The following is a 25,112-nucleotide window of genomic DNA, read 5'->3' as shown; positions in this document are numbered from 1 at the left end:
GTTGGATGGTGCAATACCGAGCATGACGACCCGGACCACGAACGACTCCGCCCCGCTGCCCGGGGTCGCCGCGCGGGCGGTGCCGTACCTGCCTCTCGGGCTTCTCGCGGGGCTCGGCGCCGTTCTCGCGTACCTGTGGAAGTATCCCTGCCGGTTCGGCGGGGCCTGGAACGGCGGTGTCGGGCAGTTCACCAACTTCTGCTACACCGACATCTATCCGCTGTTCTGGGCGGAGAAGCTCAACGAGGGCAAGGTCCCCTACGTCGACTACCCCGTCGAATACCCGGTCGGCATCGGCGGGATCATGGAGTTCGCCCGTCGGCTCGCGGGCGGCGACGGGATCGTGTTCTACGACGTCACCGTCGTCCTCATGGGAATCTCGCTGGTCGCGGGCGTGCTGCTGACGGCCGCGCTGGCCGGCCCGGCCCGCCGCTGGGACGCCCTCTGGTACGCCGTCGGCCCGGCCGTCATCCTCACCGCGTACATCAACTGGGACCTGGCCGCGGGGGCGCTGGCGCTCGGCGGCCTGCTTGCCTGGGCCAAGGACCGGCCGTGGCTCGCGGGCGTGCTGCTGGCCCTCGCCGTGGCCACGAAGTTCTACCCGCTCATGTTCTTCGGCGCGTTGTTCCTGCTCACGGCACGTACGGCCAAGTGGGTGCCGTTCCTGAAGACGGCGGCCGCGGCGGCGTTCACGTGGCTGCTGGTGAACGTGCCGATCATGCTGGTCAACTTCGAGGGCTGGAAGCGGTTCTACGCGTTCAGCAGCGAGCGCGGCGCCGACTGGGGCGGGCTGTGGTTCTTCTTCCAGAAGACCCAGTGGTTCGGCATGGAAAGGCCCGGCTTCCTGGCCTTTCTCGGTGACCCGGAGAAGCTGAACACCATGGCCATGGCCGCGCTGGCGGTGCTGCTGCTGGGCGTCGCCGTGCTGGCGCTCGCCGCGCCGCGCCGGCCGCGCCTGATGCAGCTGTGCTTCCTCGCCCTGGCCGCCTTCATGATCACCAACAAGGTGTGGTCGCCGCAGTACGTCCTGTGGCTGGTGCCGTTCGCGGTGCTGGCCAGGCCCAGGTGGGGCGCGCTGGCCGCCTGGCAGGTCGCCGAGTGCTGGTACTTCTTCTCGATCTGGCTCTACCTGGTCACCCAGACCGGCGAACCCGCCCTCGGCATCGGCGACGACTCGTACTTCCTGTCGGTCTGGGCCCGGGCGCTGACCATCGTCATCCTCATGGCGCTCGTCGTCCGCGACATCCTGCGGCCCGAGCACGACGTCGTACGCCAGGCGGACGCCGACGACCCGTCGGGCGGGGTCTTCGACGGCGCCGAGGACCGCCTCGTACTGCGCCGTTCGCTCCTCGCGCGGGGCGCGCGGCAGCAGCCGGAGACGGTGTGAAGCCCTGAAACTTACATCGGATTTGGCACCCCTCGCGGCGCGGCCGGGAGCCGTCCGAGCCGAGGCATCGCGTACCGTCGCGTGAGAGTGTGTGCGACGAACGGGGGAGACGGCGATGCGCCGGAGGCCGCCATGGCTCCTGCTGCTGGTCTGGACGGCGACCCGGGGAGCGCTCCTCCTCGTCGCGACACAGACCATCCCGACAGGGCACGGCGAGGCCTTCAGCAACGACGTCACGCTCTACCGCGACTGGTCCGACGTCCTGGCCGAGGGGGAGTTCCCGGCGGGTGACGAGAAGTGGCAGTACCCGCCGTTCGCGGCGCTGCCGCTGCTCGCCCCCCGCCTGCTGCCGCTGGATTACCACGTCGCCTTCTCGCTGCTGGCGCTGCTGTGCGACCTCGCGATCCTGCTCCTGCTGTGGCGGTTCTCAGCCTCGCGGTCCTCGGGCCCGCGGCACGGCGGCGGCCGTACGGGCCCGTGGGCGTGGACCGTCGGCGCGGCCCTGCTCGGCCCGGTGCTCCTCGCCCGGTACGACCTCATGGTCACGCTCGTGGCGGTGCTGGCGCTGACGACGTCGGCCGGCCCGGCGGTGCGCGGGACGCTGATCGGCGTCGGGCTCCTGGTGAAGGCGTGGCCGGTCGCGCTGCTCGCCGGCCTGCGGCGCTGGCGCGAACTGCTGACCGCGTCCGGACTCACGCTCGTCGTCGCCGTGGCGGGATGCGGCGTGACCGCCCTGGTCGTGCCGCACGCACTGGATTTCCTGACCGCGCAGGAGGAGCGGGGCCTGCAGATCGAGTCGCTGGCCGCCACGCCGTTCGCGCTCGCCCGGGCCCTCGGCTGGTGGGACGGCTACGCCACCTACAAGCACGGCGCGATGGAGGTCGTGGGCCCCGGCGCGAACGCCGCGGCACTGCTGAGCCTGGCCGCCACCCCGGTGGCGCTGGCTCTGGTCGGCGTGTGGTGGCTGCGCGCGGCCCCGAGCCCGCGGTCGTACCACGACGCCGCGCTCACCACCGTGCTCTTCCTGGTCGCCACCAGCCGGGTGCTGTCGCCGCAGTATCTCGTGTGGGTGGTCGGCATCGCCGCCGTCATCCTGTCGGTGCGGCGCGACCGGCCCGGCCCGACGCAGCGGCCGGCCGCCCTGCTCGTCCTGGTCGCCGCCCTGCTGACGGGGATCATGTACCCCTGGATGGAGCTGGACTACAGCTGGACGGGCGCCCTGCCGGGGACGCTCGTGCTGGTCGTGCGCAATCTCGTCGTCCTGGCCGCGGCGGTCACGTCGTACGTGCAGTTGTGGCGCGCCACGCGCAAGCCCGGACGGGTGCGGGGCGTGTGGGACCTTCGGACAGCCGTACCCACTGCCTGAGGTTCTCAATCCGCAGAGTTGTCCACAGGGTGTGGACGAACGTCTACAGGTGCTTGCGCAGGTACGCGATGTCGTCGGCCTGGCCCTCAAAGGGCGTCTCGACCACGATCGGCGCCCCGGCCGTCCGGCAGACCTCCAGGATCAACTCGGGGTCGATCTGCCCGCTGCCGAGATTGGCGTGCCGGTCGGCGCCGGAGTCGAAGGCGTCCCGCGAGTCGTTGCAGTGGATGAGGTCGATGCGGCCGGTGATCGCCTTCACCCGCTCCACGAGCCCGGCGAGCTCCTCGCCGCCCGCGTGGAAGTGGCAGGTGTCCAGGCAGAAGCCGACGACCGAAGGATCGGGGGCGCCGGCCGTCACGGCGTCCCACAGCCGGGCGATGCGCTCCAGCCTGCGCGCCATCGCGTTGCCGCCGCCGGCCGTGTTCTCGATCAGCACCGGGATCGGGCACTCGGTGCGCTCGAAGACCTTGCGCCAGTTGTCGAAGCCGGTCTGCGGGTCGTCGCCGGCGTTGACGTGCCCGCCGTGGACGATCAGGCCCTTGGCGCCGATGGCCGCCGCCGCCTTCAGGTGCGCGTCGAGCAGCTTGCGGCTCGGAATGCGGATGCGGTTGTTCGCCGTGGCCACGTTGATGACGTACGGCGCGTGCACGTAGACGTCCACGTCCGACGCGCGCAGGGCGTCGGCGGTGGCGGGTGTCGCGGGGCTCTTCCACCCCTGGGGGTCGCCGAGGAAGAACTGCACCACGTCGGCGTCGCGGGCGGCCGCGTGCGCGAGCGGGTCGTCCTGGTCGACGTGGGCCCCGATCCGCGGGCGGGCGCCGATGTGGCTGTCCATGCCGTTCCTCCAACTGCTTGCCTGGATGAGAGGGGGGCCGCCGACGCGAAGGGCGAACTCTAGGCGCTCTCCAAGAGCGTTTCAAGAGGGCGCGCTGTTTCAGAGGCGCGAATCAGGGCAGTCGCGTCTCACGCGCCCCCAGAACCCGCGCGCGATACTACTTCGTCCTCAAGGAGACGAGCATGAGATATCGCTTAGGCAGCTTCCTCCTTCTCATCTACATCCTCGTCGGGCTCTACGTGGCCTGGGTCCACGACTACATCACCCCCACTCTCCTCAGGCAGGTCGCGCAGGCCCTGATCGCGGTCTTCCTGTGGTTCCTCGTGCTGCTCGGCGTCGACCTGCACATCGGCGGCTGAGCCACCGCTTCTCAGCCGCGCAGTGAGAATCCGCGGGGGAAGAAGCCGCCGTGCGCAATCCCCAGCGCGGCGCCGACGAACGACCCCACGACCCCCACGATGATCAGCGCGCGCTGTCTCGTGGTCGACGAGACGAACTGGGCGTACAGTCCGCCCCAGAACCCGATCGCGCCCACCCACGACGCGATCATGTGGGCCATCACGATGAAGCCCGTGACGAACGCCACCAGGCCGCACACGAGCGTCGCGATCGTCATCGCGTTCTCCGCCGGGTGCGGCCTGCCGTCCGTGTTCAACGTGAGGTGGACGGGGTGCCCTCTTTTTCGGCCGACGGCGTCTGGCATCGCCTACCCCCTCTCCGACCTCCAGTTTCGCTCTTCGGAACGGGCGAGGCCAAGTGGCTGGTAGCCTTATTCGACTGCGTCTGATAAGGGCCGGGGGCATCGCCGTCCGGCCGAAGCGCAGGGTCCTCCTGTCACGGCAAGGCGTCGTGACCGCAAGAGTCCAGAGGAGGTTGGATCACTCATGCGTCGCTACGAGATGATGGTCATTCTCGACCCGTCCCTCGACGAGCGCACCGTGCAGCCGTCGCTCGACCAGTTCCTCACTGTCGTCCGCAACGACGGCGGCACTGTGGAGAAGGTCGACGTCTGGGGCCGTCGCCGCCTGTCCTACGACATCGCCAAGAAGTCCGAGGGCATCTACGCCGTGGTCGACCTGACCGCCGAGCCCGCCACCGTGAAGGAGCTGGACCGCCAGCTCAACCTGAACGAGGGCATCCTCCGCACCAAGGTCATCCGCCCCGAGCTTCACTGAGCTCAACTGGCAGAACCCCGAAGCCCGGCGGTTTGTCGGGCCCGGGCCGTACTCTGAGCCCTTGACGGCTCAGCTGACGGGATAGGAAGGCGAAAGCGACCGATGGCAGCAGGCGACACACAGATCACCATCGTCGGCAACCTTGTCGACGACCCGGAGCTGCGCTTCACCCCGACGGGGCAGGCCGTGGCCCGGTTCCGCATCGCGTCCACTCCGCGGTTTCTCGACAAACAGACCAACGAGTGGAAGGACGGCGAGGGCCTGTTCCTCACCTGCAACGTCTGGCGGCAGGCGGCGGAGAACGTCGCCGAGAGCCTCCAGCGCGGCATGCGGGTGATCGTGCAGGGACGGCTGCGCCAACGGTCGTACGAGACCAAGGAAGGCGAGAAGCGCACGGTCTACGAGGTCGAGGTCGACGAGGTCGGCCCCTCGCTGCGCAACGCCACGGCGAAGGTCAACAAGACCACGCGCCAGGGCGGTGGTGGCGGCGGCGGCTTCGGCGGCCCGGCGAACGACCCGTGGGCGACCGCGGCGCCCGCTCCCCAGGGGGGCTTCGGCGGCGGCGGTGGCTTCGGCGGCCCGCAGGGCGGTGGCGGCTTCGGCGGCGACTTCAGCGACGAGCCGCCCTTCTAGGTCGGGCCCTTCCGGTCCCACCCACTGTAAACACAACCGAGCGACCATTCCCGCTTCATGCGGGGCTCTGAGAGGAGCACCACGATGGCGAAGCCGGCGATTCGCAAACCCAAGAAGAAGGTTTGCCTTTTCTGCCACGACAAGATCTCCTACGTCGACTACAAGGACACGGGGCTGCTGCGGAAGTTCATCTCCGACCGCGGCAAGATCCGTGCCCGCCGGGTGACGGGCAACTGCACCCAGCACCAGCGCGACGTGGCGACCGCTATCAAGAACGCCCGTGAGATGGCCCTGCTGCCGTACACGAGCACCGCGCGCTGAGAAAGGAGACTCAGGACAAATGAAGCTCATCCTCACCACTGAGGTCTCCGGCCTCGGCGCCCCCGGCGACATCGTCGAGGTCAAGGACGGCTACGGCCGCAACTACCTCATTCCCCGTGGCTTCGCCATTCGGTGGACCCGCGGCGCCGAGTCGCAGATCGCCTCGCTGAAGAAGGCGCGTGCGGCCCGCGAGATCCGTGACCTGGGCTCCGCCAAGGAGGTCGCCGGCCAGCTCGGCGCCCTCAAGGTGCGGCTCAAGACCCGCGCGGGCGAGTCGGGCCGGCTGTTCGGCTCGGTCACGACCGGCGACATCGCCGAGGCCGTCAAGGCCGCCGGCGGTCCGCAGCTCGACCGCCGCCGCATCGAGATCGGCAACGCGATCAAGAGCGTCGGCACCCACAAGGTGAGCGTCCGGCTGCACCCGGAGGTCGCCGCCACCGTCGACATCGAGGTGGTCGCGGGCTGACACCCGTCGCAGTCCGTCGAGGGCCCTTCTCCGTACGCCGGAGAGGGGCCCTTCGCGGTTCTTCCCCGCAGGACGCGGGCGGCGAGGCGATTCACCCCAGGTAAACAAGGGTTATACGGAACGCTAGTATCTTGCCGTCCGATTCAGCGGATTTCGTGGTAAGTCCCCCCGATGGAGGCTGTGATGCGCCGTCCTACTCTCCTGCTGGCGTCCGGTGCCCTTGTGCTGGCGGCCGCCGCCTGCGCACCGGCGAACGACACCTCCACCACCGCGAGCGGCGCCGCGAGTCCGGCCGGTTCCGCGGCCGCGAACGCGTGCGCGAAGGAGAACCTGAAGCTCACCACTGCCGGCAAGCTCACGATCGGCACCGACAAGCCGGCGTACGAGCCGTGGTTCAAGGATGACGACCCCTCCAACGGCCAGGGCTTCGAGAGCGCGGTCGCCTACGCGGTGGCCGAGAAGATGGGCTTCACCAAGGACGAGGTCGCCTGGGCGGTCGTGCCGTTCGACTCGTCGTTCGCCCCCGGGCCCAAGCAGTTCGACTTCGACGTCAACCAGATCTCCATCACCGCCAGCCGGGCCAAGGCCGTCGACTTCAGCCAGGGCTACTACACGGTCAAGCAGGGCGTGGTGGCCCTCGACGGTACGAAGTTCGCCTCCGCCACGAGCCTCGCCGAGCTCAAGGACGCCAAGATCGGCGTCCAGGCCGGCACCACCGCGCTGGAGGCGGTGCGGTCGGTCATCCAGCCCGCCAAGGACCCGAGCGTGTTCAACCAGCAGGTCGACGCGGTCAACGCGCTGAAGAACAAGCAAATCGACGCCATCGTCGTCGACCTGCCGACCGCCTTCTACGTCACCGCCGCCCAGGTGGAGGGCTCGAAGATCGTCGGTCAGTTCGCCGCGAACAGCGGCGAGCCGGAGGAGTTCGGCCTGCTGTTCCAGAAGGGCAGCCCGCTGGTGAGCTGCGTCGACAAGGCGCTCGGCGAGCTCAAGTCGTCCGGTGAGCTGGCGCAGATCGAGAGCCAGTGGCTGACCGCCGCCGCCGGCGCGCCGGAGCTGAAGTGACCGACGGGCAATCCGCCGCGTCGCCGGGGATGCCGGAGCACGCCGAGTCGCCCGTGTGGGTGAAGAGCGAGCGGCAGCGTCGCCGGGAGGCGGACCTGCGCGGCCGGGCACGGCGGTCGGTCTCGATCGCCACCGCGTCCACGATCGTCGTGGTGGTCGCCCTGGTCGCCGGGATCACCTCGTCGCCGGGGTGGCCGCGGGTGCAGGAGACCTTCCTCAGCCCCGAGGCGTTCGTCGCCGCGCTGCCCGACGTGCTGCGCGGGTTCCTGCTCAACATCAAGATGTTCCTCATCGCCGAGGTGTTCATCCTGGTGCTGGGGCTCCTCGTGGCGGTGGTCCGGGGCCTGCGGGCGCCGGTGTTCTTCCCGCTGCGCGCGCTGGCCGTGCTCTACACGGACGTGTTCCGCGGCGTCCCGACCATCCTGCTCATCTACCTGGTCGGGTTCGGCATCCCGGCGCTCCAGTTGCAGGGCGCGCCGAGTGACCCCGTGACGCTCGGCATCATCGCGCTCGTGCTGTCGTACGGCGCGTACGTCGCGGAGGTGTTCCGGGCGGGTATCGAGTCGGTGCACCCGAGCCAGCGGGCGGCGGCGCGGTCGCTGGCGTTGACGCAGGGCCAGACCATGCGCCATGTGGTGCTGCCGCAGGCCGTGCGCCGGGTGGTCCCGCCCCTGCTCAACGACTTCGTGTCCCTGCAGAAGGACACCGCGCTGGTCTCCGTGCTCGGCCCGCTGGAGGCGCTGCGGCAGGCGCAGATCCACAAGGACCTCGACTTCAACTTCACCCCCTACCTCGCCGCCGCGCTGCTGTTCATCCTGCTGACGGTGCCGATGGCGAGGTTCACCGACCATCTCGCCGCGCGGGCCGCCCGGCGCAGAACGGGAGGCGGCACGGCATGAGCCTGCTCACGATCGAGGGCGTCTGGAAGCACTACCACGGGCTGAGCGTGCTGCGCGGGATCGACCTGGAGGTCGCGCCGCACGAGGTCGTCTGCCTGATCGGGGCGTCCGGCTCGGGCAAGTCGACGCTGCTGCGCTGCGTCAACCTGCTGGAGACGATCGACGACGGCGCCATCTACCTCGACGACACCGAGATCACCGACGTCCGGGCCGATGCGGACGACGTCCGCCGCCGCATCGGGATGGTGTTCCAGGCCTACAACCTGTTCCCGCACATGACCGTGCTCGACAACATCACGCTCGCACCCCGCAAGGTGCACGGCGTGCGCCCCGAGAAGGCCGAGGCCAGGGCACGGGAGCTGCTCGACCGGTTCGGGCTGGCCGACAAGGCGGGGGAGTATCCCGACCGCCTGTCCGGCGGTCAGCAGCAGCGGGTGGCCGTCATCCGCGCGGTCGCGACCGACCCCCGCCTGCTCCTGCTCGACGAGGTCACCTCCGCGCTCGACCCCACGCTGGTCACCGAGGTGCTCGGGGTGATCCGCGAGCTGAAGGAGACCGGGATGACGATGATCCTGGCCACCCACGAGATGGGCTTCGCCCGCGACATCGCCGACACCGTGTGTTTCCTGGAGGGCGGCGTGCTGCTGGAGAGCGGTCCGCCCGAGCAGATCTTCAGCGCGCCGGAGCACCCCCGCACCCGGGCGTTCCTCCAGCGCGTCTTGGAGGCCCGCCGCATGTGACGTCAGGCGGCCGCCCGCGAGGCGCCGGTGACCATCCAGGCGGTGCCGTACGCGCGGCGGGCGAGCGTGACGAGCCGGGCGGCCATCCAGGCGCCCAGCGCGAGCCACAGGCCGACCAGGCTGCCGGCGACGGCGGCGAACGGCAGGTAGGCCAGCGTCGTCCACAGCCCCGCCCAGGCCAGGTAGCGCTGGTCGCCCGCCCCGATGAGGACCCCGTCCAAGACGAACACGACGCCCGCGACCGGCTGCAGGAGCGCGACCGGCCACAGCACGGCGAGCAGCTCGGCGGCCGCCTCGCCCTGCGCGTCGAACAGGGCCGGGACCAGCGGGCGCGCCAGCAGGACCGCCCCGCAGAAGGCGACGCCGCACGCGACGCCCCACATGACCATGCGCCGGGTGGCCGCACGGGTGCCCTCGGTGTCGCCCGCGCCCAGCGCGCGGCCCGTGATGGCCTGCCCCGCGATGGCGATGGCGTCCAGGGCGAAGGCGAGGAACGTCCAGATCCGGGCGGCGATCGTGTGTGCGCCGATCTGGTCGTCGCCCATGCGGGTCGCGAGCCCGGTGGCGACGAGCAGCACGGCCTGCAGGCATGCCGTACGGACGATCAGGGCGAACCCGGCAGTGCCGGCGGCCCGCACCCCGGCGAGGTCGGGCAGCAGCGAGGCGCCGTGCGCGCGGGCGGTCCGCACGACGATCGCGAGGTACGTCGCGGCGGCGAGGGACTGGGCAACGACCGTGCCCCAGGCCGACCCGGCGATCCCCCAGCCCAGGCCGAGGACGAACCAGATGTTGAGCAGGCCGTTGAGCGCGAACGACGCGACGGACACGGCCAGCGGCGTACGGGTGTCCTGCAGCCCGCGCAGGACGCCGGTGCCGGCGAGGATCAGCAGCATGCCGGGGGTGCCCAGGAGGCTGATGCGCAGATAGGTGACGGCCTGCGCGGCGAGCTCGCCCGTCGCTCCGAACAGGTGTACGATAAACGGAGCAAGAGGCCAGCACGCCACGCTGACGGCCAGACCGATGATCGCGGCCAGCCACAGGCCGTCCATCCCCTGGCGCATCGCCTGCCTGACGTCCCCCGCCCCCAGCCGCCGTGCGACCGCGGCCGTGGTGGCGTACGCGAGGAACACGCACAGCCCGACGAGAGCGGACAGGGCCGCGCTGGCCACGCCGAGAGCGCCGAGCGCAGGATCGGGGAGGTGGCCGACGATGGCGGAGTCGGTGAGCAGGAAGAGCGGCTCGGCTACCAGTGCCCCGAATGCCGGGATCGCGAGCCTGAGGATCTCCCTGTCGCGGGCACGGCCGTGTCCCGTTCCGGAGGTAAGTGGCATAAGCCTATTTTGCGGCTTACGGAGCGATGCTCGATCGGTATCAAAAACTTCGGTGAGTTTCTTCCTTCCACAGGCCGTGGATACCGAAATCCCTGGTGGGAGCGGACTTTCGTGATGCGGCCACATCTCTGTCCACAGGATCGTCCCCAGGGTTTTCACATGTCCCACGCACGGACTGCACACGTTGTCCACAGGGTTGTCCACTGGTCAAGTTGCCGCGCACCCCTGCGCTTGGGGAGACTTGCGCACCGGGCTGGTGATGCTGTGACCACCGGGCAGGGGGTGTGAGGTGAGCGTGCTCGACTTCCCGGGGGGACCGGGAGGCTCCGATTCGATGTTCGAGCGGACGCCGCCGCACAACATCGAGGCCGAGCAGTCGGTCCTGGGCGGCATGCTGCTGTCCAAGGACGCCATCGCCGACGTGATCGAGGTGCTGCGCGCCGACGACTTCTACCGGCCCGCCCACCAGATCGTCTTCGAAGTGATCACCGACCTGTACGGCCGGGGCGAGCCCGCCGACTCGGTGACCGTCTTCGACGAGTTGCAGAAGCGCGGCGAGGTCGCCCGCGTCGGCGGCGGCGCCTACCTGCACACGCTGACCGCGATCGTGCCCACCGCCGCGAACGCCGGCTACTACGCGAAGATCGTCCGGGAGCAGGCCGTCCTGCGCCGCCTCATCGAGGCCGGCACCCGCATCGTCTCCTACGGGTACGGCGGCCAGGGCGAGGAGGTCGACGACCTGGTCGACCGCGCACAGGCCGAGATCTACAAGGTCACCGAGCGCCGCACCTCCGAGGACTATCTTCCGCTGGCGGAGATCATGCCGGCGGCGCTGGACGAGATCGAGGCCATCGGCAGCCGCGGCGGCCAGATGGTCGGCGTCCCGACCGGCTTCCAGGACCTCGACGCCCTGACCAACGGCCTCCACCCCGGCCAGATGATCGTCGTGGCCGCCCGACCTGCGATCGGAAAAAGCACACTAGGTCTGGATTTCGCCCGATCCGCGGCGATCAAGCATGGGATGACCACGGTTGTCTTCTCGCTGGAAATGTCGCGCAACGAGATCACCATGCGTCTGCTGTCGGCCGAGGCGCGGGTGGCGCTGCACACCATGCGTTCGGGCATGATGAGCGACGACGACTGGACGCGGATGGCCCGCCGCATGGGCGAGGTCGCCGAGGCGCCGCTGTTCATCGACGACTCCCCGAACATGTCGATGATGGAGATCCGGGCGAAGTGCCGCCGCCTGAAGCAGCGTCACGACCTGCGCTTCGTGATCGTCGACTATCTCCAGCTCATGAGCTCGCCCAAGAAGACCGAGAGCCGCCAGCAGGAGGTCTCCGAGCTGTCCCGGGCCCTGAAGCTGCTGGCCAAGGAGCTGGAGGTGCCGGTCATCGCGATCTCCCAGCTCAACCGTGGTCCCGAGCAGCGTACGGACAAGCGTCCACAGGTGTCGGACCTGCGTGAATCGGGCTCCATCGAGCAGGACGCCGACATGGTCATCCTGCTGCACCGGGAGGACGCGTACGAGCGGGAGTCGCCGCGTGCGGGCGAGGCGGACCTGATCGTGGCCAAGCACCGTAACGGTCCGACGGCCACGGTCACGGTGGCCTTCCAGGGCCACTACAGCCGCTTCGTGGACATGGCCACCCACTGACGACAGGCCGACCCGCCGGCGTCCGGACGCGGCGCACACGGCCCGGTAGGCCACGTCGGCCCGGTAGGCACGCCACTCGGCCCTGGTGAGCGAGCGTGCGGCCGGAGGCCAGGCCCCCGGCCTCGCCGCCCGTGACTGCCTGAGCTCGCGGAGGCGTCGTGTCCTCCAGAGCCGAAGCGTCTGGTCGAGGCCGAGGGAGGCCGCGGGCTCCGTGGAAAATCGTCACTCGGCCGCGGTGTGCCCGGCTTTCTGCTGCTCCAGCGCCGCCACCCGGGCGGCCGCCCACTCGGCCCAGTCGCGCTGCGCGGCGGTCAGGCGCAGGCCCCACTCCAGGGCGATGTCGCCGTACAGGCGCAGTGCGTCGTCGCCCTCGCTGATGACGAACTCGCGGATGCCGCGGAGTTGGTCGTGCTCGTGGACGGCCCGTTCGGCCAGCCGCTCCAGGTAGCCGCGGGCGGCGTCGGAGCCGACCTGGTCGAGGAAGAAGACGCGCAGCAGCATGTCGCTGCGCCGGGTCTGGTTGGGCGGCACCTCGACCAGCCAGTGGCACAGCTCGGTGTGGCCCTCCTCGGTGATCTCGTACTCCTTGCGCCCGCGCGGGCCCTCCGCGACGACCCGCACCAGGCCCTCCTTGGACAGCCGGCCGAGCTCGGCGTAGAGCTGGCTCTGGGTGGCGGGCCAGACGCTGGCCAGGGAGATCTCGAAGGTCTTCAGCAGGTCGTACCCGCTGGCGGGCCCGGCCGACAGCAGGCCGAGCATGGCATGACGAAGGCTCATGGGTCCGATCGTACATTCCTGTGTTGACATGTCGCGAGTGGAGGTTCTACTTTCGACATGTCACTCATGGAACGTCGTTGAAGGAACCTCCCGTGCTCCGTTACGTCCTCACCTTCCTCCCCTGGATCGCCTTCGCCGTCCTCAGCACGAACGGCGAGGCCAGAGTCGGAGCCGCGGCCGCGCTCCTCGTCTCGGTCGTGCTGCTCGCGGCCGACCGCCGGGCGGGGCGCGGCTGGGACGAGATGGTCATCGAGCTCAGCTCGGGGGTCTTCTTCGCCGGTCTCACGCTCACCGCGTTCACGGTCTCGCCGGCGCCCTTCGGCGAGTACGGCCCGGCCGTGTCGGTGGCCTGGCTGGCCCTCACCGCCTGGGGGTCGCTGGCCATCGGCAAGCCGTTCACACTGGGCATCGCCCGCCGGACCACCCCCGCCGAGGTGCACGCGACCCCGCTGTTCTACCGGGTCAACGCCGTCATCACCGCCGTGTGGGCCGTCGGGTTCACGCTGAACGCGGCCGGTCTCGCCCTGCTGTTCGCCCTGGCCCCGCACGCCACCGCCGCGATCATCGCGGTGAAGGTCTGCGGCTTCGCCCTGCCGGCCCTGTTCACCATCCGCTACCCCCAGATCGTCCGCGCCCGCTACGCCGCCTGAAGGGAGTCCCCCGACATGACAGAGCTGACCGCCTCCTACCTGACCGGCCACCTCGCCCCGGTCCCCGACGAGATCGACGCCCTCGACCTGCCCGTCGAGGGGACCCTGCCGCCCGAGCTCACCGGCCGCTACTTCCGCAACGGCCCCAACCCCCGCCCCGGAGAGGACCCGGGACACTGGTTCGTCGGCCACGGCATGATCCACGGCATCCGGCTGCGCGACGGGCGGGCCGAGTGGTACCGCAACCGCTGGGTGCGCACCACCCGCTTCGACGGCGCGCCCTACGTGCACGAGCACGGCGTGGACCTCGCGGCCGTCCCCGCCAACACGCACGTCATCCGGCACGCCGACAAGATCCTCGCGCTCGTGGAGAACGGCCTGCCGTACGTGATGACGCCGGAGCTCGACACGGTCGGCCCGTGCGACTTCGGCGGGCGGCTGGCCACGGCGATGACCGCGCATCCGAAGGAGGACCCGGTCACCGGGGAGCTGCACTTCTTCGGGTACGGCTGGGCCGAGCCGTACCTCACCTACCACCGCCTGTCCGCGGGCGGCGAACTGGTGGAGAGCCGGCCGGTGGACGTGCCCGGGCCCACCATGGCCCACGACTTCGCGATCACCGAGAACCACGTGGTGTGGCTCGACCTACCGGTCGTCTTCGACTTCGACCTGGTGGGCCGGGGCATGCCGTACGGGTGGGACGACTCCTACGGCGCGCGGCTGGGCGTGATGAGCCGCAGGACCGGCGAGGTGCGGTGGTTCGAGATCGACCCCTGCTACGTCTTCCACGTGGGCAACGCGAGCGAGGACGAGCACGGGCGCGTCCTCGTCGACGCCGTGCGCTACTCGCCGGGGGCGTTCTGCGGCTTCTGGCCGACCATCGGCGGCACGGCCAACCCGGCCGCCCACACGGGGGGCGCGGCCCTGCACCGCTGGATCCTCGACCCCGCCACCGGCGTCGCCAAGGACGAGCCGCTCGACGACCTGGCCGTCGAGTTCCCCACGATCAACGAGGCGCGCACCGGTCTGACCAGCCGCTATATCTATGCCGTCAGCAAGGGCGCGATCCTGAAGTACGACACCGCGACCGGTGCGAGCCGGGCGTACGAGACCGGCGAGCGCTCGCCCGGGGAGGCCGTGTTCGTCCCCGCCTCGGGGGCGAAGGCCGAGGACGAGGGCTGGCTGCTGTCGATCGCGGGCACCGGGCACGGTGCGGAGCTGCTGGTGCTCGACGCGGCGGACCTGGCGCAGGTGGCGTCGGTACGGCTGCCGCGCCGGGTGCCCGCGGGGTTCCACGGCTCGTGGATTCCGGACGCCTGACGGATGGTCAGGGCACGGGCCGGTAGTGGGTGGTGATCCGGCCGTCGTCGAGCACGTGCAGGGCGATGGCCGGCGGCAGGTCGTGGTCGACCGGCGGGTGTGCCGGGGTCTCGGACGGCAGCAGCGCGGTGCTGACCACTCCCGGCGCGACCAGCAGCGGCAGCCCGGCGAACGTCGTGGCCGCCGCCGTGTGGGCGTGCCCGGCCAGCACCGCGATGGCGTGCGGGTGGCGGCCCAGGACCTCGGCCAGTCCGTCCGGCCGCACGAGCCGGATCCCGTCCACGTACGGGATGCCGAGGGGGACGGCGGGGTGGTGCATGCCGACGAAGGCCGGCACGCCGGGCGTGGCGGCGAGCACGGAGTCGAGCCAGGCCAGGGTGTCGTCGTCCAGCGCGCCCTCGGGCCGGCCCGGGATGCTGGAGTCGCACAGCGCGATCGTCGCGTGGTCGAGGTTGAGCGCCTGGTTGACCGGGTGGTCGCCGTCCTGCTCCAGCAGGACCTTGCGGAGGTGGCCGCGCGCGTCGTGGTTGCCGGGGCACAGCACGAGCGGCACGTCGTCGCCGGAGATCAGCTCGCGGACGATCTCGTACTCCTCCATCGCACCGTGGTCCGCCAGGTCGCCGGTGAGCACGATGGCGTCGGGCCGCAGCGAACGGGCGTAGGTGAGCGCGCGTGCGGCGCGCGAGGTGTTCCGCTCGCTTCCGTCGATGTGGATGTCGCTGACGTGCGCCAGCACGAGCATGTGCTACCTCCGGGCGATGGTGGGGGACTCCAGCTTCTCACGCGAGAGGGCAGCGGTCAGGGTGGTGAAACGGTGTGACGGGCACCCGGATCCGGTGAAATCGTTCAGGAGCCGTTCGCGGGCCGCCCGGAGAGCCGTTCGGCGAGGATCCGGGCCCGGGCGAGCTGGACCTTACGCGCCTGGCCCGCCGCGAAGCCCAGCAGGAACCGGGACGCGCTCACGTCCAGCCGGTCGTCCATCCGGGTGCCGCCGTCCTGCGGGAACAGGTCGAACCGGTAGCCCAGCTGTACGCCGCCGGGGCTGCGCACCTGCCCGCGTACGGACAGTCCCCCGGCCGTGCGCTCGGTCAGCAGCGTGACGGCGATCGGGTTGTCGTACGACAGGCCGAGGAAGCGGAACCGTTCGACGGAGGTGTACCGCACGACCCCCGGCTCGGACCGGTCGACGTCCCGCACGGCGACCACGAGCGGTGACAGGCCTATGTAGCTCTCGGGCGTCGTGAGGTGCTCGAAGACCTCCTCCGGCGCGGCGTCCACGTGGAACGTGTTGGTCAGCACCCGTGTGGGCACCCTGCTCTCCCCCCACCCCGGCCTTCCCCTGATTCGGGCCTGGCTCGATGGGGGAATTGTGGCAGGGCCGCATCGCCGAGCGGACGCCGGTTGATCACGAAAGGAGGACGGCGGCCGTCGCGGCGTCGGCCGGATAGAACGACTCGATGGCCAGCTCGGAGACCGTGATGTCGAGCGGGGTGCCGAAGGTCGCCACGATGCTGAAGAACGACAGCTCCCGCCCGCCCCGCCGCACCCGCAGCGGCACGAGGATGTCCCCGGGGCCGGGCAGCTCCACTTCGGGCTCGGGCTGGTCGCAGGGGTAGTCGCGCAGCTCGGCGTACAGCTCGGAGAGCCGGGGATCGGCGGTGAGCGTGATCTGCCGGCGCAGCCGCCCGAGCAGGTGCGCCCGCCACTCCCCGAGGTTGAGGATGTGCGGGGCGAGCCCTTCCGGGTGCAGGCTCGCCCGCAGCACGTTGCTCAGCAGGTCGGGGTCGATCCCGTCCGCGAGCAGGGAGATGCCCTCGTTGGCGTCGACGAGGTCCCAGGCGCGGTCCACCACCACGGCCGGATAGGGGTCGTGGGCCGACAGCAGCCGCCGGACCGCGTCGTACACCGCGGCCATGCCCGGCGAGTCGAGCGGCGACTCGGTGTAGACGGGGGCGTATCCGGCGGCCAGCAGCAGGTGGTTGCGCTCGCGGAGCGGAAGATCGAGATGCTCGGCGAGGTGGAGCACCATGTCGCGGCTGGGAGTGGCCCGGCCGGTCTCCAGGAAGCTGATGTGCCGCGTGGAGATCTCGGCCTGGTTGGACAGTTCGAGCTGGCTCAGCCGCCGGTGCTCGCGCCACTGACGCAGGAGCTCGCCGAACGGCCGCTGATGAAGCGTGGCGACGGTCACGACCCCGACGCTATCCGCTCGCCGATCGGCCCGGCGATTACCCCTGAGGTAGCCGCGGGGCCGACGGCGGCTACCGGGATCGTCCGCAGTGCTCCGGCCTTCAGGCCGGGGACCGCGTCATTGCCAGCGGAACAGCCGGGCCGCGGCGAGGCCGGCGGCCAGCGCCCAGCCCGCCAGTACGGCGAGGTGGAGGGGCTGGGGGGCGTGCCCGCCCAGGGCGTCCACGAGGCCCTGGCCGAAGGCGCCGGTGGGGGTGAAGTCGCTGATCCGGAGCAGGACCTCGGGCATGAGCGGCCGGGGCAGCCACATCCCCGCGAGGAAGAGCAGGGGGAACATCAGGGCCGCCCCCGCGCCCTGGACGACCCGGGAGTTCGGCGCCACGGCGGCGAGCAGCAGCCCGAGGGCGAGCATGGCGACCGAGCCGAGGACGAAGACCATCGCGAACGCCCAGGGCGCCTTGGGCAGCGGCACTCCGAAGGCCAAATGGCCCACGATCAGCGTCAGCGCGGTCGCCACCACCGACACCGCCACGTTGACGAGCAACTGGGCGGACAGCAGGGATCCGGGCCGTACCGGCGTGGTGGACATCCGCCGCAGCACGCCGCGCTCCCGGTAGAGCACCAGGGCCGACGGCAGCGCGCTGAGCGCGAGCGTCACGATCGACAGCAGGATCATCATGCCCGTGAACGGCGCGTCCACGAAGCGCTGCCCGCCCAGCGACGGGTCCGCGTCCCGGAAGCCGGGAATCGTGCCGCCGAGCGCGAGCAGCAGCCCCACCGGCAGCACGATCACGAAGAACACGGCCGCGGGCTCGCGGAGGAACAGCCGGGCCTCCACCGCCGCGAGCTTTCCGAATGCCTTCGTCATGACTCCTCCTGGCCGGTGAGAACGAGAAACGCGTCGTCGAGAGTGGTGCGCTCCATGCGCAGGTCCCGCATCCGGGCGGGGGGCAGCACGGCGGTGACGGCGCTCAGCAGGTCGGTGGTGCCGGTGACCGTGACCTCCGCGTCGTCCCCGTCGGCGGTCACGACGACGGACGTCACCTCGGGCAGCGCCCGAAGGCCGTCGACGGGCTCGCCGGTGTGGAAGACCAGGCGCTGCTCGCCGCCCGCGCGGGCGACCAGCCCCGCGGGGGTGTCGACCGCCCGCACGCGTCCCCGGGAGATGACCGCGACCCGGTCGCACAGGCGCTCCACCTCTTCCATGAAGTGGGTCACGAGCAGGACCGTCACGCCGCGGTCCCTGATCCGGGCGACCAGGTCCCAGGTCTCGCGGCGGGCCCGCGGGTCGAGGCCGGTCGTGAGCTCGTCGAGTATCGCGACGCGCGGGCTGCCGACCAGCGCGAGCGCGACCGACAGCCGCTGGCGCTGCCCGCCCGACAGCTTCGCGAAGGGCGCGCGGAGGTCGAGCCCGGCCTCCTCGGCCAGGGCCCGCCAATCGGCCGGGCGGGAGTAGAACGAGGCGTAGAGCGCCAGCGCCTCCCCGACCCGGATCTTGTCGGGCAGCGAGCACTCCTGGAGCTGCACGCCGACCTGTTCCTTGAGGTCCGCGTCCACGGTGACCGTGCCCGAGGTGGGGGTCCGGAGCCCGGCGACGCACTCGACCGTCGTCGTCTTCCCCGCCCCGTTGCGGCCCACGATGCCGAAGACCTCGCCCTCCTCCACGGAGAACGACACGTCCTCGACCGCCACCCGCGTTCCGTACGTCTTGCGGAGGTGGTCCACGGTGATGATTGCCATGCCGACGACGCTAGAAAGCGGGCGGGCGGCCCGGAATGCGTCTGCGGACCCGGCGGGGGTGCACTTTCCCCCACCCCCATCGGGTGGCCCGGGCCACTGTGCCGGCCCGGCGGAAGCCCGCAAACTGGGTGCATGACCTCAGCTCGCCCGACTCTCGTCGCCCTCGGCCGGGGCGTCGCCCTCGCCGGTCTCGCTCTGCTGGGACAGGTCGCGGGCCTGGTGATGCTGGCCGCCGTGCTGCTCACCTTCCTGGTCGGCCTGGTGGTCGTCTTCCCGCCGGCCGTACGGCTCGCGCGGGCCGTGACCCGTATGCAACGCGGGCTGGCCGCGCGATGGTCGGGCATATCGATCGACGAGCCCTATCTGCCCGCGCCGCCCCCACCGGTCCCGCAGGGTGACGGCTGGTACCGGGACGGCCGCACCCTCTACAAGAAGCCCACGATCCCGGCCTTCAACAAGCGGTGGAACTGGATGACCAAGGATCCGGCCACCTGGCGCGACTTCGCCTTCCTGATGGGGGATCTGTGGATGGGCGGCCTGCTCGTCGCCGCACCGCTGCTCGCGACCGCGTACGGCGCCGTCCGCCTGGTCGCGGGCGACCCCGCGGGCGCGGCCTGGATCCTGCTGCCGGTGAGCACCGCGTACTGGTACGCCCCGTGGGCCGTGCGCGCGCACAGCGGGATCGCCGCCGCGCTGCTCGGGCCCACCGAGAAGGCCAGGCTGGCCCAGCAGGTCAGCCGCCTGGACGCGGCGCGCACCGAGGTCGTCGACTCGCAGGCCGCCGAGCTGCGCCGGATCGAGCGCGACCTGCACGACGGCGCCCAGGCCCGCCTCGTCGCGATCGGCATGACGATCGGCGCGGCCGAGCAACTGCTGGAAAGCGACCCGAAGGCCGCCCGGGCGCTGCTCGGCAAGGCGAGTGAGGCCTCGGCGACCGCGCTGCAGGAGATCCGGCGGCTGGTGCGCGGCATCCATCCCCCGGTGCTGGCCGAGCGCGGTCTCGGTGACGCCGTACGCGCCCTCGCCCTGGACAGTCCGCTGCGCGTCCACGTCACGGTCGACCTGCCGGAGCGCGCCTCCGCCCCGCTGGAGTCCGCGGCGTACTTCGCGGTCAGCGAGCTGCTGGCGAACGCCGCTCGCCACGGCGACGCGACCGAGGCGTGGGTGGACGTGAGCGCGCAGGGCCCGGCGCTGCGCGTGACGGTGACCGACGACGGCCAGGGCGGCGCGGACCCCGAGCGCGGCACCGGTCTGCACGGCATCGAGCGCAGGCTCGGGGCCTTCGACGGCGTCCTCGCGGTGAACAGCCCTGTGGGCGGTCCGACCACGGCCGTCATAGAGCTGCCGCGGGCGTTCCGGGTGCGGTCGGCGCCGGTGTCGGCGTGGCGTTACTTCGGCCGGATCTGCTGGGCGCTGTGGCCGATCGCGCTGTTCCCGCAGGGGCTGGTCGCGATGGTGTTCAAGTTGGTGGGATCGCCGGTGAAGTCCTGGTTCCTCGGCCTGTACGTGGCCGAGCCCTTCCAGTGGCCGGTCATCGTCGGCATGATTGCGCTCGGTGGCGGCCTGCTGGCCGTCGCGCTGGCGACGACGGTGCGGAGCAGGGAAGCGGAGGGCGGCGGGTGCGGGTAGTTCTTGCGGAGGACCTGCACCTGCTGAGGGAGGGCCTGGTCGCCCTGCTGCGCGCCCACGGCTTCGAGGTGGTGGCGGCGGTCGAGTCCGGCCCGGAGTTGCTCGCGGCGCTGGTCGGCGAGCGTCCGGACGTGGCCGTCGTGGACGTACGGCTCCCGCCGACCTTCACCGACGAGGGGCTGCAGGCCGCCCTGGCCGCGCGGCGGCAGGTGCCGGGGCTGCCGGTCCTCGTGCTGTCCCAGCACGTCGAGCAGCTGTACGCCAGGGAGCTGCTGGCCGACGGGTCCGGCGGCGTCGGCTACCTGCTGAAGGACCGGGTGTTCAACGGCGAGCAGTTCGTCGACGCCGTACGCCGGGTCGCGGGCGGGGGGACGGCGATGGACCCCGAGGTGATCGCCCGGCTCCTGGCGAGCAACGCGCGCAACGAACCGCTCGGCCGGCTCACCCCGAGGGAGCGCGAGGTGCTGGAACTGATGGCGGAGGGCAGGTCCAACGCCGCGATCGGGCAGCGGCTGTTCCTCAGCGACAGCGCGGTGGGCAAGCACACGGCGAGCATCTTCGGCAAGCTCGGACTGGCGCCCTCCGACGACGACAACCGCAGGGTCCTCGCGGTGCTCGCCTTCCTCAACAGCAAGTAGCGCCACTGGGATTGTCAGTGCGGCCCGCTACTTTGGACAGCGAGTCGTGGCGCAGGCAGGAGGTCGGCATGAAATTCCAGGTGAACCGCGACGTCCTGGCCGACGCGGTGGCGTGGGCGGCCCGGGTGCTGCCCGCCCGGCCCGCGGTGCCCGTTCTCGCGGGCCTGCTCCTGGAGGCGGGAGACGACCTGCGGGTGTCCGCCTTCGACTACGACGTGTCGGCCCGGGCCGACGTCGAGGCCGATGTCGCCGAGCCGGGGCGGGTGCTGATCCCCGGCAAGGTCCTGGCCGAGATCACCCGGAGCCTGCCCGCCCGGCCCGTCGAGATCGCGACGAGCGGGTCCGAGGCGGTGCTCGCCTGCGGCAGCGTGGAGTTCAATCTGCTCACCATGCCCGACGAGGACTTCCCCGCGATGCCGCCGATGCCGCCGAAGGTCGGCGCCGTGGGCGGCGGCGTGTTCGCCGACGCGATCCGGCAGGTCGCGGCCGCCGCCAGCCGCGACGACACGCTGCCCATGCTGACGGGCGTCCGGGTGGACATCGAGGGCGTGCGGGTCGCGATGGCCGCCACCGACCGCTACCGCATCGCCGCGAGCGAGTTCCTGTGGCACCCCGAGCGCGAGGACGTGCGGCACGGCGTGGTCGTGCCGGCGCGGGTCCTGGTCGAGGTGGCCCGGTCGCTGCGCGGCGGCGAGGTGGCGATCGGGCTCGGCGACAACGTGGCCGGCTTCGAGAGCCAGGGCCGCACGACCACCGTCCGGCTGCTGGACGACCAGTTCATCGACTACCGCTCCCGGCTGACCGGCGAGTGGGGCATCCACGCCGACGTGGCGGTGGCGCCGTTCGTGGAGGCCGTCAAGCGGGTCGTGCTGGTCGCCGAGCGCAACACCGCGGTCCGGCTGGCGTTCTCGCAGGGGCAGGTGCAGATCAGGGCCGGGGGCGGCGACATCGGCAGGGGCTCGGAGATCGTGGACGCCGAGCTCGAGGGGCCGGACATCGAGATCGCCTTCCAGCCCCACTTCCTGCTCGACGGGCTCGAAGGCGTCGGGACCGAGCGGGCACGGATCCACATGGAATCCCCGACCCGTCCCGCGCTGATCACCGACGAGGGCGAGGACCCCGGGTTCCGCTACCTCGTCATGTCGCTGCGGCTCGGCTGACCGTGCTCGCCTGACCGCGCTTACCGCTCGCCTGACCGTGCTTACCTGACTGTGCTCTCCTGATTAGGGCCCCGCGGGCGCCGTGGGGAACGGACCCGCCGGGCGGAGGGTTCAGGAGGTGAGGCTCAGGACGTGAGGGTGGCGGAGTCGGTGAGGGCGATGAGGATGTGCTCCATGCACGCGTGGCCGGCCCGCTCGGCCGCGGTGGCGTCGCCGGCGACGATCGCGCGCACGATCGCGTCGTGGGGGATGTAGTTCTGCTCCAGGGAGCCGCCGGCCGCCGCGATGCTCGCGCGCAGCGCCGCCGAGAAGTCGACGTAGAGGTCGATCAGCACCCTGTTGTGCGTGGCCTCCACGACCGCCACGTGGAAGGCGAGATCGGATTCGACGAACGCCTCGGGGTCGCCGTCCGACCACGCCTTCTCCCGCGCGGCCAGCGCGGCCTCGATCGACGCGACGTCGCCGTCGGTCCGCCGCGTCGCCGCGAGCCGGGCCGCCTCGACCTCCAGGGCGCGACGGACCTCGAGGATCTCCAACTGCTCGGCCGCCCGCAGCCGTCTGGCCATCGCGCCGGACAGCTCGCTGGTGGCCCGCACGTAGGTCCCGTCGCCCTGGCGGCATTCGAGCAGCCCGGCGTGGGTCAGGGCGCGGACCGCCTCACGAACCGTGTTCCTGCCGACTCCGAGGTGCTCGGCGAGCACCGTCTCGGTGGGAATCTTGGCATGCATCTGCCAGGAGCCGGAGGTGATCTGCTCCTTGAGCTGGTCGATCACCTGGTCCACGAGAGACGCCCGCTGCGCCGTCCGCAGGCTCACGTCAGCCTCCTTTGGGTTGCCAATCATCCGATGATGGAATGAGTGGTAGACCCTTATTATTCCAGAGCCTCCAGAACAAGTCCGGAGGCCCCGGGAGGCTATCGAGCGAGCACCGTCGTGGTCATGGAGCCCGGAATGTTCACCCGGATCCCGACCGCTTCCAGGGCTCTACGATATGCCCCTGACTGCCGGTCGAGGGCGCCGGCCTGGCCCCAGAGGTCGCCGAGCGTGCGCCAGGCCCGGGCGGTCTCCCGGTCGGGCGTCACGCCGTCCAGCAGGTCGTGTGCCCGGTTCAGCAAGGGAGCCGGATCTTCGGACCGTGCCAACGCGATCTCGGCCAGAACCATGTTCGCGGTGGCCGCGGTGGTCCCCGTGACGCCGTCCAACAGATGCAGTGCCCGATCGGCGAGTTCGGCTGCGGATTCCGTGTCTCCGATCCGGAACCGTACGGAACTCAGCACCACAAGGCTCCGCGCGTGCTCCTGCCGTTCGGCCGGGAACTCCGCGAAGACCTCGGCCGCGGACCTCGCGAGCGCGTTGGCTCGGTCCAAATCGGCGCCTTCGGGATTCGTCGCGGTGAGGCGAGCCCAGTGCATCGCGATGCGGGCGCGGCGGACGGCGATCCGGGCCGGGCGGCCGGCGGCGAGGGCGTCCTCGGCGAGCTGCACGGCCAGCGCCGAGTCCTCGCCTTCGGCAGCCGTCACGCTGGCCTGCCACAGCGCGAGGATCTCCGTGCTGCGGTCGCCGGCGAGCTCCGGGCCCGCCGTCGACAGCACCCGCTCGACGTACGGCAGGCCGGTCTCGGCCTCGACCAGCGCCAGCGCCAGCGCCACGGCCAGCTCGCCCTCGATCACGCCGAGCCGGTCGACCTGGCCGAGCGCGTGTGCGCCGAGGTCCCGCGCCCGAAGCCGGTCGCCGGCCCGCTGGTAGCAACGGCACAGCGCGATGGTCAAGGGCAGGTCGGCGAGGCGCTCGGGGTGCGCGGTGGCCTCGCGGCGTAGCCGCTCGTACGCCTCGACGGCCCGGCCGACGCGGCCCTGGGCCTCCAGCGCCCGCGCCACACCGAGCCGCGCGTGGGCGGAGAGCATCGCGTTGTCCTCGCCCGCCGCCTTGACGATCTCGCCGAAGCGGTCGGCCGCCACGGCGGGATCACCGTGATACAACTCGAGCTCGGCATGTCGGAGGCCGAGCTCGGTGTCGATGCGCTGCCGGGGTTCTATCCCGTGGAGCAGGAACTCGGTGGTGCAACCGAGCCGCTCGGCAAGCAGCCGGGCGACTACCGGCGTTGGCGTCCGCTTTCCGGACTCGATGAGTGAGACGTAACTGTCGGATAGGTCGGGTCCGGCCAACTGGGCCTGCGACATGCGCCTGCTCAACCGCAATCCGCGGACGCGGTCACCGATGGTTCCCTGACTCGGCATCTGATCTCACAGGGCGGGGGAAGGGTCAATAGTGTCGCCATAATGGCACGAAGCGACCGAATCGTGTAACCCTCCGTCAAGAATCACGACGGTGAAGGTTCGATCACGGTGACGAGATACCGGACGGTCGGACCGCCGTCAGTCGTCGTCCCCATCCTTGCTGGGGAAGATCATCTGACAGACCTCGAGATACAAGGTCTCGGGATAGGGGATGTGGGGGACGGTACGCAAAGCCTGATCCTGGCCGGCCGACTCCATCACGAACTCGCCGTAGCCGAGCATGCGGCCGAGGAGCGAGCGCTGGAAGCTCATGTCGGTGACCTTGCTCAGGGGCATCATCGCGACCTTGCGCGTGATGAGGCCGGTGGTGAGAAGCATGCGCTGGGAGGTGACGACGAAGTAGTCGACCGACCACTCCGCGACCTTCCATACGAAACGGACCAGCAGGAGGAGCCAGGCCCACCAGACGAGGGCGAGGGCCTGGCTCGCACCGTTGTCGCTGAGGAACTTGCTGAGGACTCCGGCGAGGATGAGCCCACCGAAGATCTCGGCGACCGGGCGCAGGAGCACGGCGGGGTGGCGCCGCACCATGATGACTTGGTGTTCGTGGGGGAGGAGGTAACGGTTGACCGACGACGGGGCGGAGTCCCCGTGGGTCACAAGTCTCATGTCAGGGTGGCGAAGAACTGCGCCATCGAGTCGGCCGCGCTGACGATTCCGTTGAAGGCTCCGTGGACCGTTTGGGCCGCGTCAGTCGGTCTTGTGAGCAGGTAGAAACCTGCCGACACGATGAGCGTCCACTTGATGACTTTCTTCGCTTGCACCGCCGTCACCACTCCCATGACTAATACATTACCCAGACGCCCCGTTTGGTAAAGCGGCTAACCGCGAACGGGTTGA

The 25,112-nt window shown here is 70.9% G+C and carries 29 protein-coding genes; 16 read left to right on the top strand and 13 right to left on the bottom strand.

The window, feature by feature from the left end; genetic code table 11:
- The first annotated feature begins 22 nt into the window (after positions 1-22).
- On the top strand, positions 23-1,387 hold the full coding sequence (locus tag HHX41_RS04585) for a glycosyltransferase family 87 protein (protein WP_182904932.1): 1,365 nt from the start codon (positions 23-25) through the stop codon (positions 1,385-1,387).
- A 115-nt stretch (positions 1,388-1,502) separates the two neighbouring features.
- On the top strand, positions 1,503-2,753 hold the full coding sequence (locus HHX41_RS04580; protein WP_182904931.1) for a glycosyltransferase 87 family protein: 1,251 nt from the start codon (positions 1,503-1,505) through the stop codon (positions 2,751-2,753).
- Positions 2,754-2,796: 43 nt separating this feature from the next.
- On the opposite strand, the gene HHX41_RS04575 is transcribed toward HHX41_RS04580, so the two are convergent.
- On the bottom strand, positions 2,797-3,588 hold the full coding sequence (locus HHX41_RS04575; protein ID WP_182904930.1) for a deoxyribonuclease IV: 792 nt from the start codon (positions 3,586-3,588) through the stop codon (positions 2,797-2,799).
- A gap of 182 nt (positions 3,589-3,770) precedes the next feature.
- Here HHX41_RS04575 and HHX41_RS04570 point away from each other — a divergent pair, with 182 nt between their 5' ends.
- Positions 3,771-3,947, top strand: a complete 177-nt coding sequence (locus HHX41_RS04570) for a hypothetical protein (protein ID WP_169949047.1) — start codon at positions 3,771-3,773, stop codon at positions 3,945-3,947.
- 11 nt (positions 3,948-3,958) lie between these two features.
- On the opposite strand, the gene HHX41_RS04565 is transcribed toward HHX41_RS04570, so the two are convergent.
- On the bottom strand, positions 3,959-4,204 hold the full coding sequence (locus tag HHX41_RS04565; protein ID WP_249350265.1) for a hypothetical protein: 246 nt from the start codon (positions 4,202-4,204) through the stop codon (positions 3,959-3,961).
- 268 nt (positions 4,205-4,472) lie between these two features.
- Here HHX41_RS04565 and rpsF point away from each other — a divergent pair, with 268 nt between their 5' ends.
- The 7 genes from rpsF (at position 4,473) to HHX41_RS04530 (ending at position 8,887) form a co-directional block, all read left to right on the top strand.
- Complete coding sequence (gene rpsF, locus HHX41_RS04560; protein ID WP_030508619.1) at positions 4,473-4,763, top strand: 30S ribosomal protein S6; 291 nt, start codon at positions 4,473-4,475, stop codon at positions 4,761-4,763.
- A 102-nt stretch (positions 4,764-4,865) separates the two neighbouring features.
- Positions 4,866-5,396: a single-stranded DNA-binding protein gene (locus HHX41_RS04555; protein WP_182904929.1), complete on the top strand. Its 531-nt coding sequence runs from the start codon at positions 4,866-4,868 to the stop codon at positions 5,394-5,396.
- Positions 5,397-5,480: 84 nt separating this feature from the next.
- Positions 5,481-5,717 carry a 30S ribosomal protein S18 gene (gene rpsR / locus HHX41_RS04550; protein ID WP_030508621.1) on the top strand — a complete coding sequence of 79 codons (237 nt, stop codon included), beginning with the start codon at positions 5,481-5,483 and terminating at the stop codon, positions 5,715-5,717.
- 19 nt (positions 5,718-5,736) lie between these two features.
- Positions 5,737-6,183 (top strand): 50S ribosomal protein L9, encoded by a 447-nt coding sequence (gene rplI / locus HHX41_RS04545; protein ID WP_169983624.1) that lies wholly within the window; start codon positions 5,737-5,739, stop codon positions 6,181-6,183.
- A 183-nt stretch (positions 6,184-6,366) separates the two neighbouring features.
- Complete coding sequence (locus tag HHX41_RS04540; protein ID WP_182904928.1) at positions 6,367-7,248, top strand: ABC transporter substrate-binding protein; 882 nt, start codon at positions 6,367-6,369, stop codon at positions 7,246-7,248.
- The gene (locus HHX41_RS04535) at positions 7,245-8,147 is read left to right on the top strand and encodes an amino acid ABC transporter permease (RefSeq protein WP_310741772.1); all 903 of its coding nucleotides are present in this window, start codon (positions 7,245-7,247) and stop codon (positions 8,145-8,147) included. The genes HHX41_RS04540 and HHX41_RS04535 overlap by 4 nt, the downstream gene beginning before the upstream one ends.
- Positions 8,144-8,887, top strand: a complete 744-nt coding sequence (locus tag HHX41_RS04530) for an amino acid ABC transporter ATP-binding protein (protein ID WP_182904927.1) — start codon at positions 8,144-8,146, stop codon at positions 8,885-8,887. The genes HHX41_RS04535 and HHX41_RS04530 overlap by 4 nt, the downstream gene beginning before the upstream one ends.
- A gap of 2 nt (positions 8,888-8,889) precedes the next feature.
- Here the strand turns inward: HHX41_RS04530 and HHX41_RS04525 are convergent, their stop codons facing one another.
- Positions 8,890-10,218, bottom strand: a complete 1,329-nt coding sequence (locus HHX41_RS04525) for an MATE family efflux transporter (protein WP_182904926.1) — start codon at positions 10,216-10,218, stop codon at positions 8,890-8,892.
- A 334-nt stretch (positions 10,219-10,552) separates the two neighbouring features.
- Here HHX41_RS04525 and dnaB point away from each other — a divergent pair, with 334 nt between their 5' ends.
- Positions 10,553-11,875: a replicative DNA helicase gene (gene dnaB / locus HHX41_RS04520; RefSeq protein WP_182905334.1), complete on the top strand. Its 1,323-nt coding sequence runs from the start codon at positions 10,553-10,555 to the stop codon at positions 11,873-11,875.
- 222 nt (positions 11,876-12,097) lie between these two features.
- Here dnaB and HHX41_RS04515 read toward each other — a convergent pair whose 3' ends face one another.
- Positions 12,098-12,652, bottom strand: a complete 555-nt coding sequence (locus HHX41_RS04515; RefSeq protein WP_182904925.1) for a PadR family transcriptional regulator — start codon at positions 12,650-12,652, stop codon at positions 12,098-12,100.
- Between the two features lie 92 nt (positions 12,653-12,744).
- Here HHX41_RS04515 and HHX41_RS04510 point away from each other — a divergent pair, with 92 nt between their 5' ends.
- Positions 12,745-13,302, top strand: coding sequence for a hypothetical protein (locus HHX41_RS04510; RefSeq protein ID WP_182904924.1), 558 nt, complete (start codon positions 12,745-12,747; stop codon positions 13,300-13,302).
- Between the two features lie 15 nt (positions 13,303-13,317).
- Positions 13,318-14,622: a carotenoid oxygenase family protein gene (locus HHX41_RS04505; RefSeq protein ID WP_182904923.1), complete on the top strand. Its 1,305-nt coding sequence runs from the start codon at positions 13,318-13,320 to the stop codon at positions 14,620-14,622.
- Between the two features lie 7 nt (positions 14,623-14,629).
- Here the strand turns inward: HHX41_RS04505 and HHX41_RS04500 are convergent, their stop codons facing one another.
- The 5 genes from HHX41_RS04500 to HHX41_RS04480 form a co-directional block, all read right to left on the bottom strand.
- Positions 14,630-15,364, bottom strand: coding sequence for a metallophosphoesterase (locus HHX41_RS04500; RefSeq protein ID WP_182904922.1), 735 nt, complete (start codon positions 15,362-15,364; stop codon positions 14,630-14,632).
- 104 nt (positions 15,365-15,468) lie between these two features.
- Positions 15,469-15,933, bottom strand: coding sequence for an SRPBCC family protein (locus HHX41_RS04495; protein ID WP_182904921.1), 465 nt, complete (start codon positions 15,931-15,933; stop codon positions 15,469-15,471).
- A 94-nt stretch (positions 15,934-16,027) separates the two neighbouring features.
- On the bottom strand, positions 16,028-16,810 hold the full coding sequence (locus HHX41_RS04490; RefSeq protein WP_182904920.1) for a helix-turn-helix domain-containing protein: 783 nt from the start codon (positions 16,808-16,810) through the stop codon (positions 16,028-16,030).
- A 117-nt stretch (positions 16,811-16,927) separates the two neighbouring features.
- Entirely contained in the window at positions 16,928-17,677 is a 750-nt protein-coding gene (locus HHX41_RS04485) for an ABC transporter permease (RefSeq protein ID WP_182904919.1), read from the bottom strand.
- On the bottom strand, positions 17,674-18,549 hold the full coding sequence (locus HHX41_RS04480; RefSeq protein ID WP_182904918.1) for an ABC transporter ATP-binding protein: 876 nt from the start codon (positions 18,547-18,549) through the stop codon (positions 17,674-17,676). The genes HHX41_RS04485 and HHX41_RS04480 overlap by 4 nt, the downstream gene beginning before the upstream one ends.
- A gap of 132 nt (positions 18,550-18,681) precedes the next feature.
- Between HHX41_RS04480 and HHX41_RS04475 the strand changes: the two genes are divergently transcribed.
- From HHX41_RS04475 to dnaN, 3 genes are all read left to right on the top strand, one after another.
- Positions 18,682-20,178, top strand: a complete 1,497-nt coding sequence (locus HHX41_RS04475) for a sensor histidine kinase (RefSeq protein ID WP_182904917.1) — start codon at positions 18,682-18,684, stop codon at positions 20,176-20,178.
- Positions 20,169-20,816 (top strand): response regulator transcription factor, encoded by a 648-nt coding sequence (locus tag HHX41_RS04470; RefSeq protein ID WP_169983636.1) that lies wholly within the window; start codon positions 20,169-20,171, stop codon positions 20,814-20,816. The genes HHX41_RS04475 and HHX41_RS04470 overlap by 10 nt, the downstream gene beginning before the upstream one ends.
- A 68-nt stretch (positions 20,817-20,884) precedes the next feature.
- Complete coding sequence (gene dnaN / locus HHX41_RS04465; protein ID WP_169983637.1) at positions 20,885-21,976, top strand: DNA polymerase III subunit beta; 1,092 nt, start codon at positions 20,885-20,887, stop codon at positions 21,974-21,976.
- A gap of 125 nt (positions 21,977-22,101) precedes the next feature.
- Here the strand turns inward: dnaN and HHX41_RS04460 are convergent, their stop codons facing one another.
- The 4 genes from HHX41_RS04460 to HHX41_RS04445 form a co-directional block, all read right to left on the bottom strand.
- On the bottom strand, positions 22,102-22,791 hold the full coding sequence (locus tag HHX41_RS04460; RefSeq protein ID WP_169983638.1) for a FadR/GntR family transcriptional regulator: 690 nt from the start codon (positions 22,789-22,791) through the stop codon (positions 22,102-22,104).
- A 98-nt stretch (positions 22,792-22,889) separates the two neighbouring features.
- Complete coding sequence (locus HHX41_RS04455) at positions 22,890-24,155, bottom strand: helix-turn-helix domain-containing protein (protein WP_259400691.1); 1,266 nt, start codon at positions 24,153-24,155, stop codon at positions 22,890-22,892.
- 195 nt (positions 24,156-24,350) lie between these two features.
- Positions 24,351-24,881: a PH domain-containing protein gene (locus HHX41_RS04450; protein WP_079314254.1), complete on the bottom strand. Its 531-nt coding sequence runs from the start codon at positions 24,879-24,881 to the stop codon at positions 24,351-24,353.
- Positions 24,878-25,054 carry a hypothetical protein gene (locus tag HHX41_RS04445; protein ID WP_169983590.1) on the bottom strand — a complete coding sequence of 59 codons (177 nt, stop codon included), beginning with the start codon at positions 25,052-25,054 and terminating at the stop codon, positions 24,878-24,880. Before HHX41_RS04445 ends, HHX41_RS04450 begins: the two co-directional genes overlap by 4 nt.
- Positions 25,055-25,112 lie beyond the last annotated feature (58 nt).

Origin of the sequence: Microbispora sp. H13382 (assembly GCF_014161445.1) — a bacterium.
Taxonomy (GTDB): domain Bacteria; phylum Actinomycetota; class Actinomycetes; order Streptosporangiales; family Streptosporangiaceae; genus Microbispora.
This window is presented reverse-complemented; position numbering and strand designations above follow the sequence as displayed.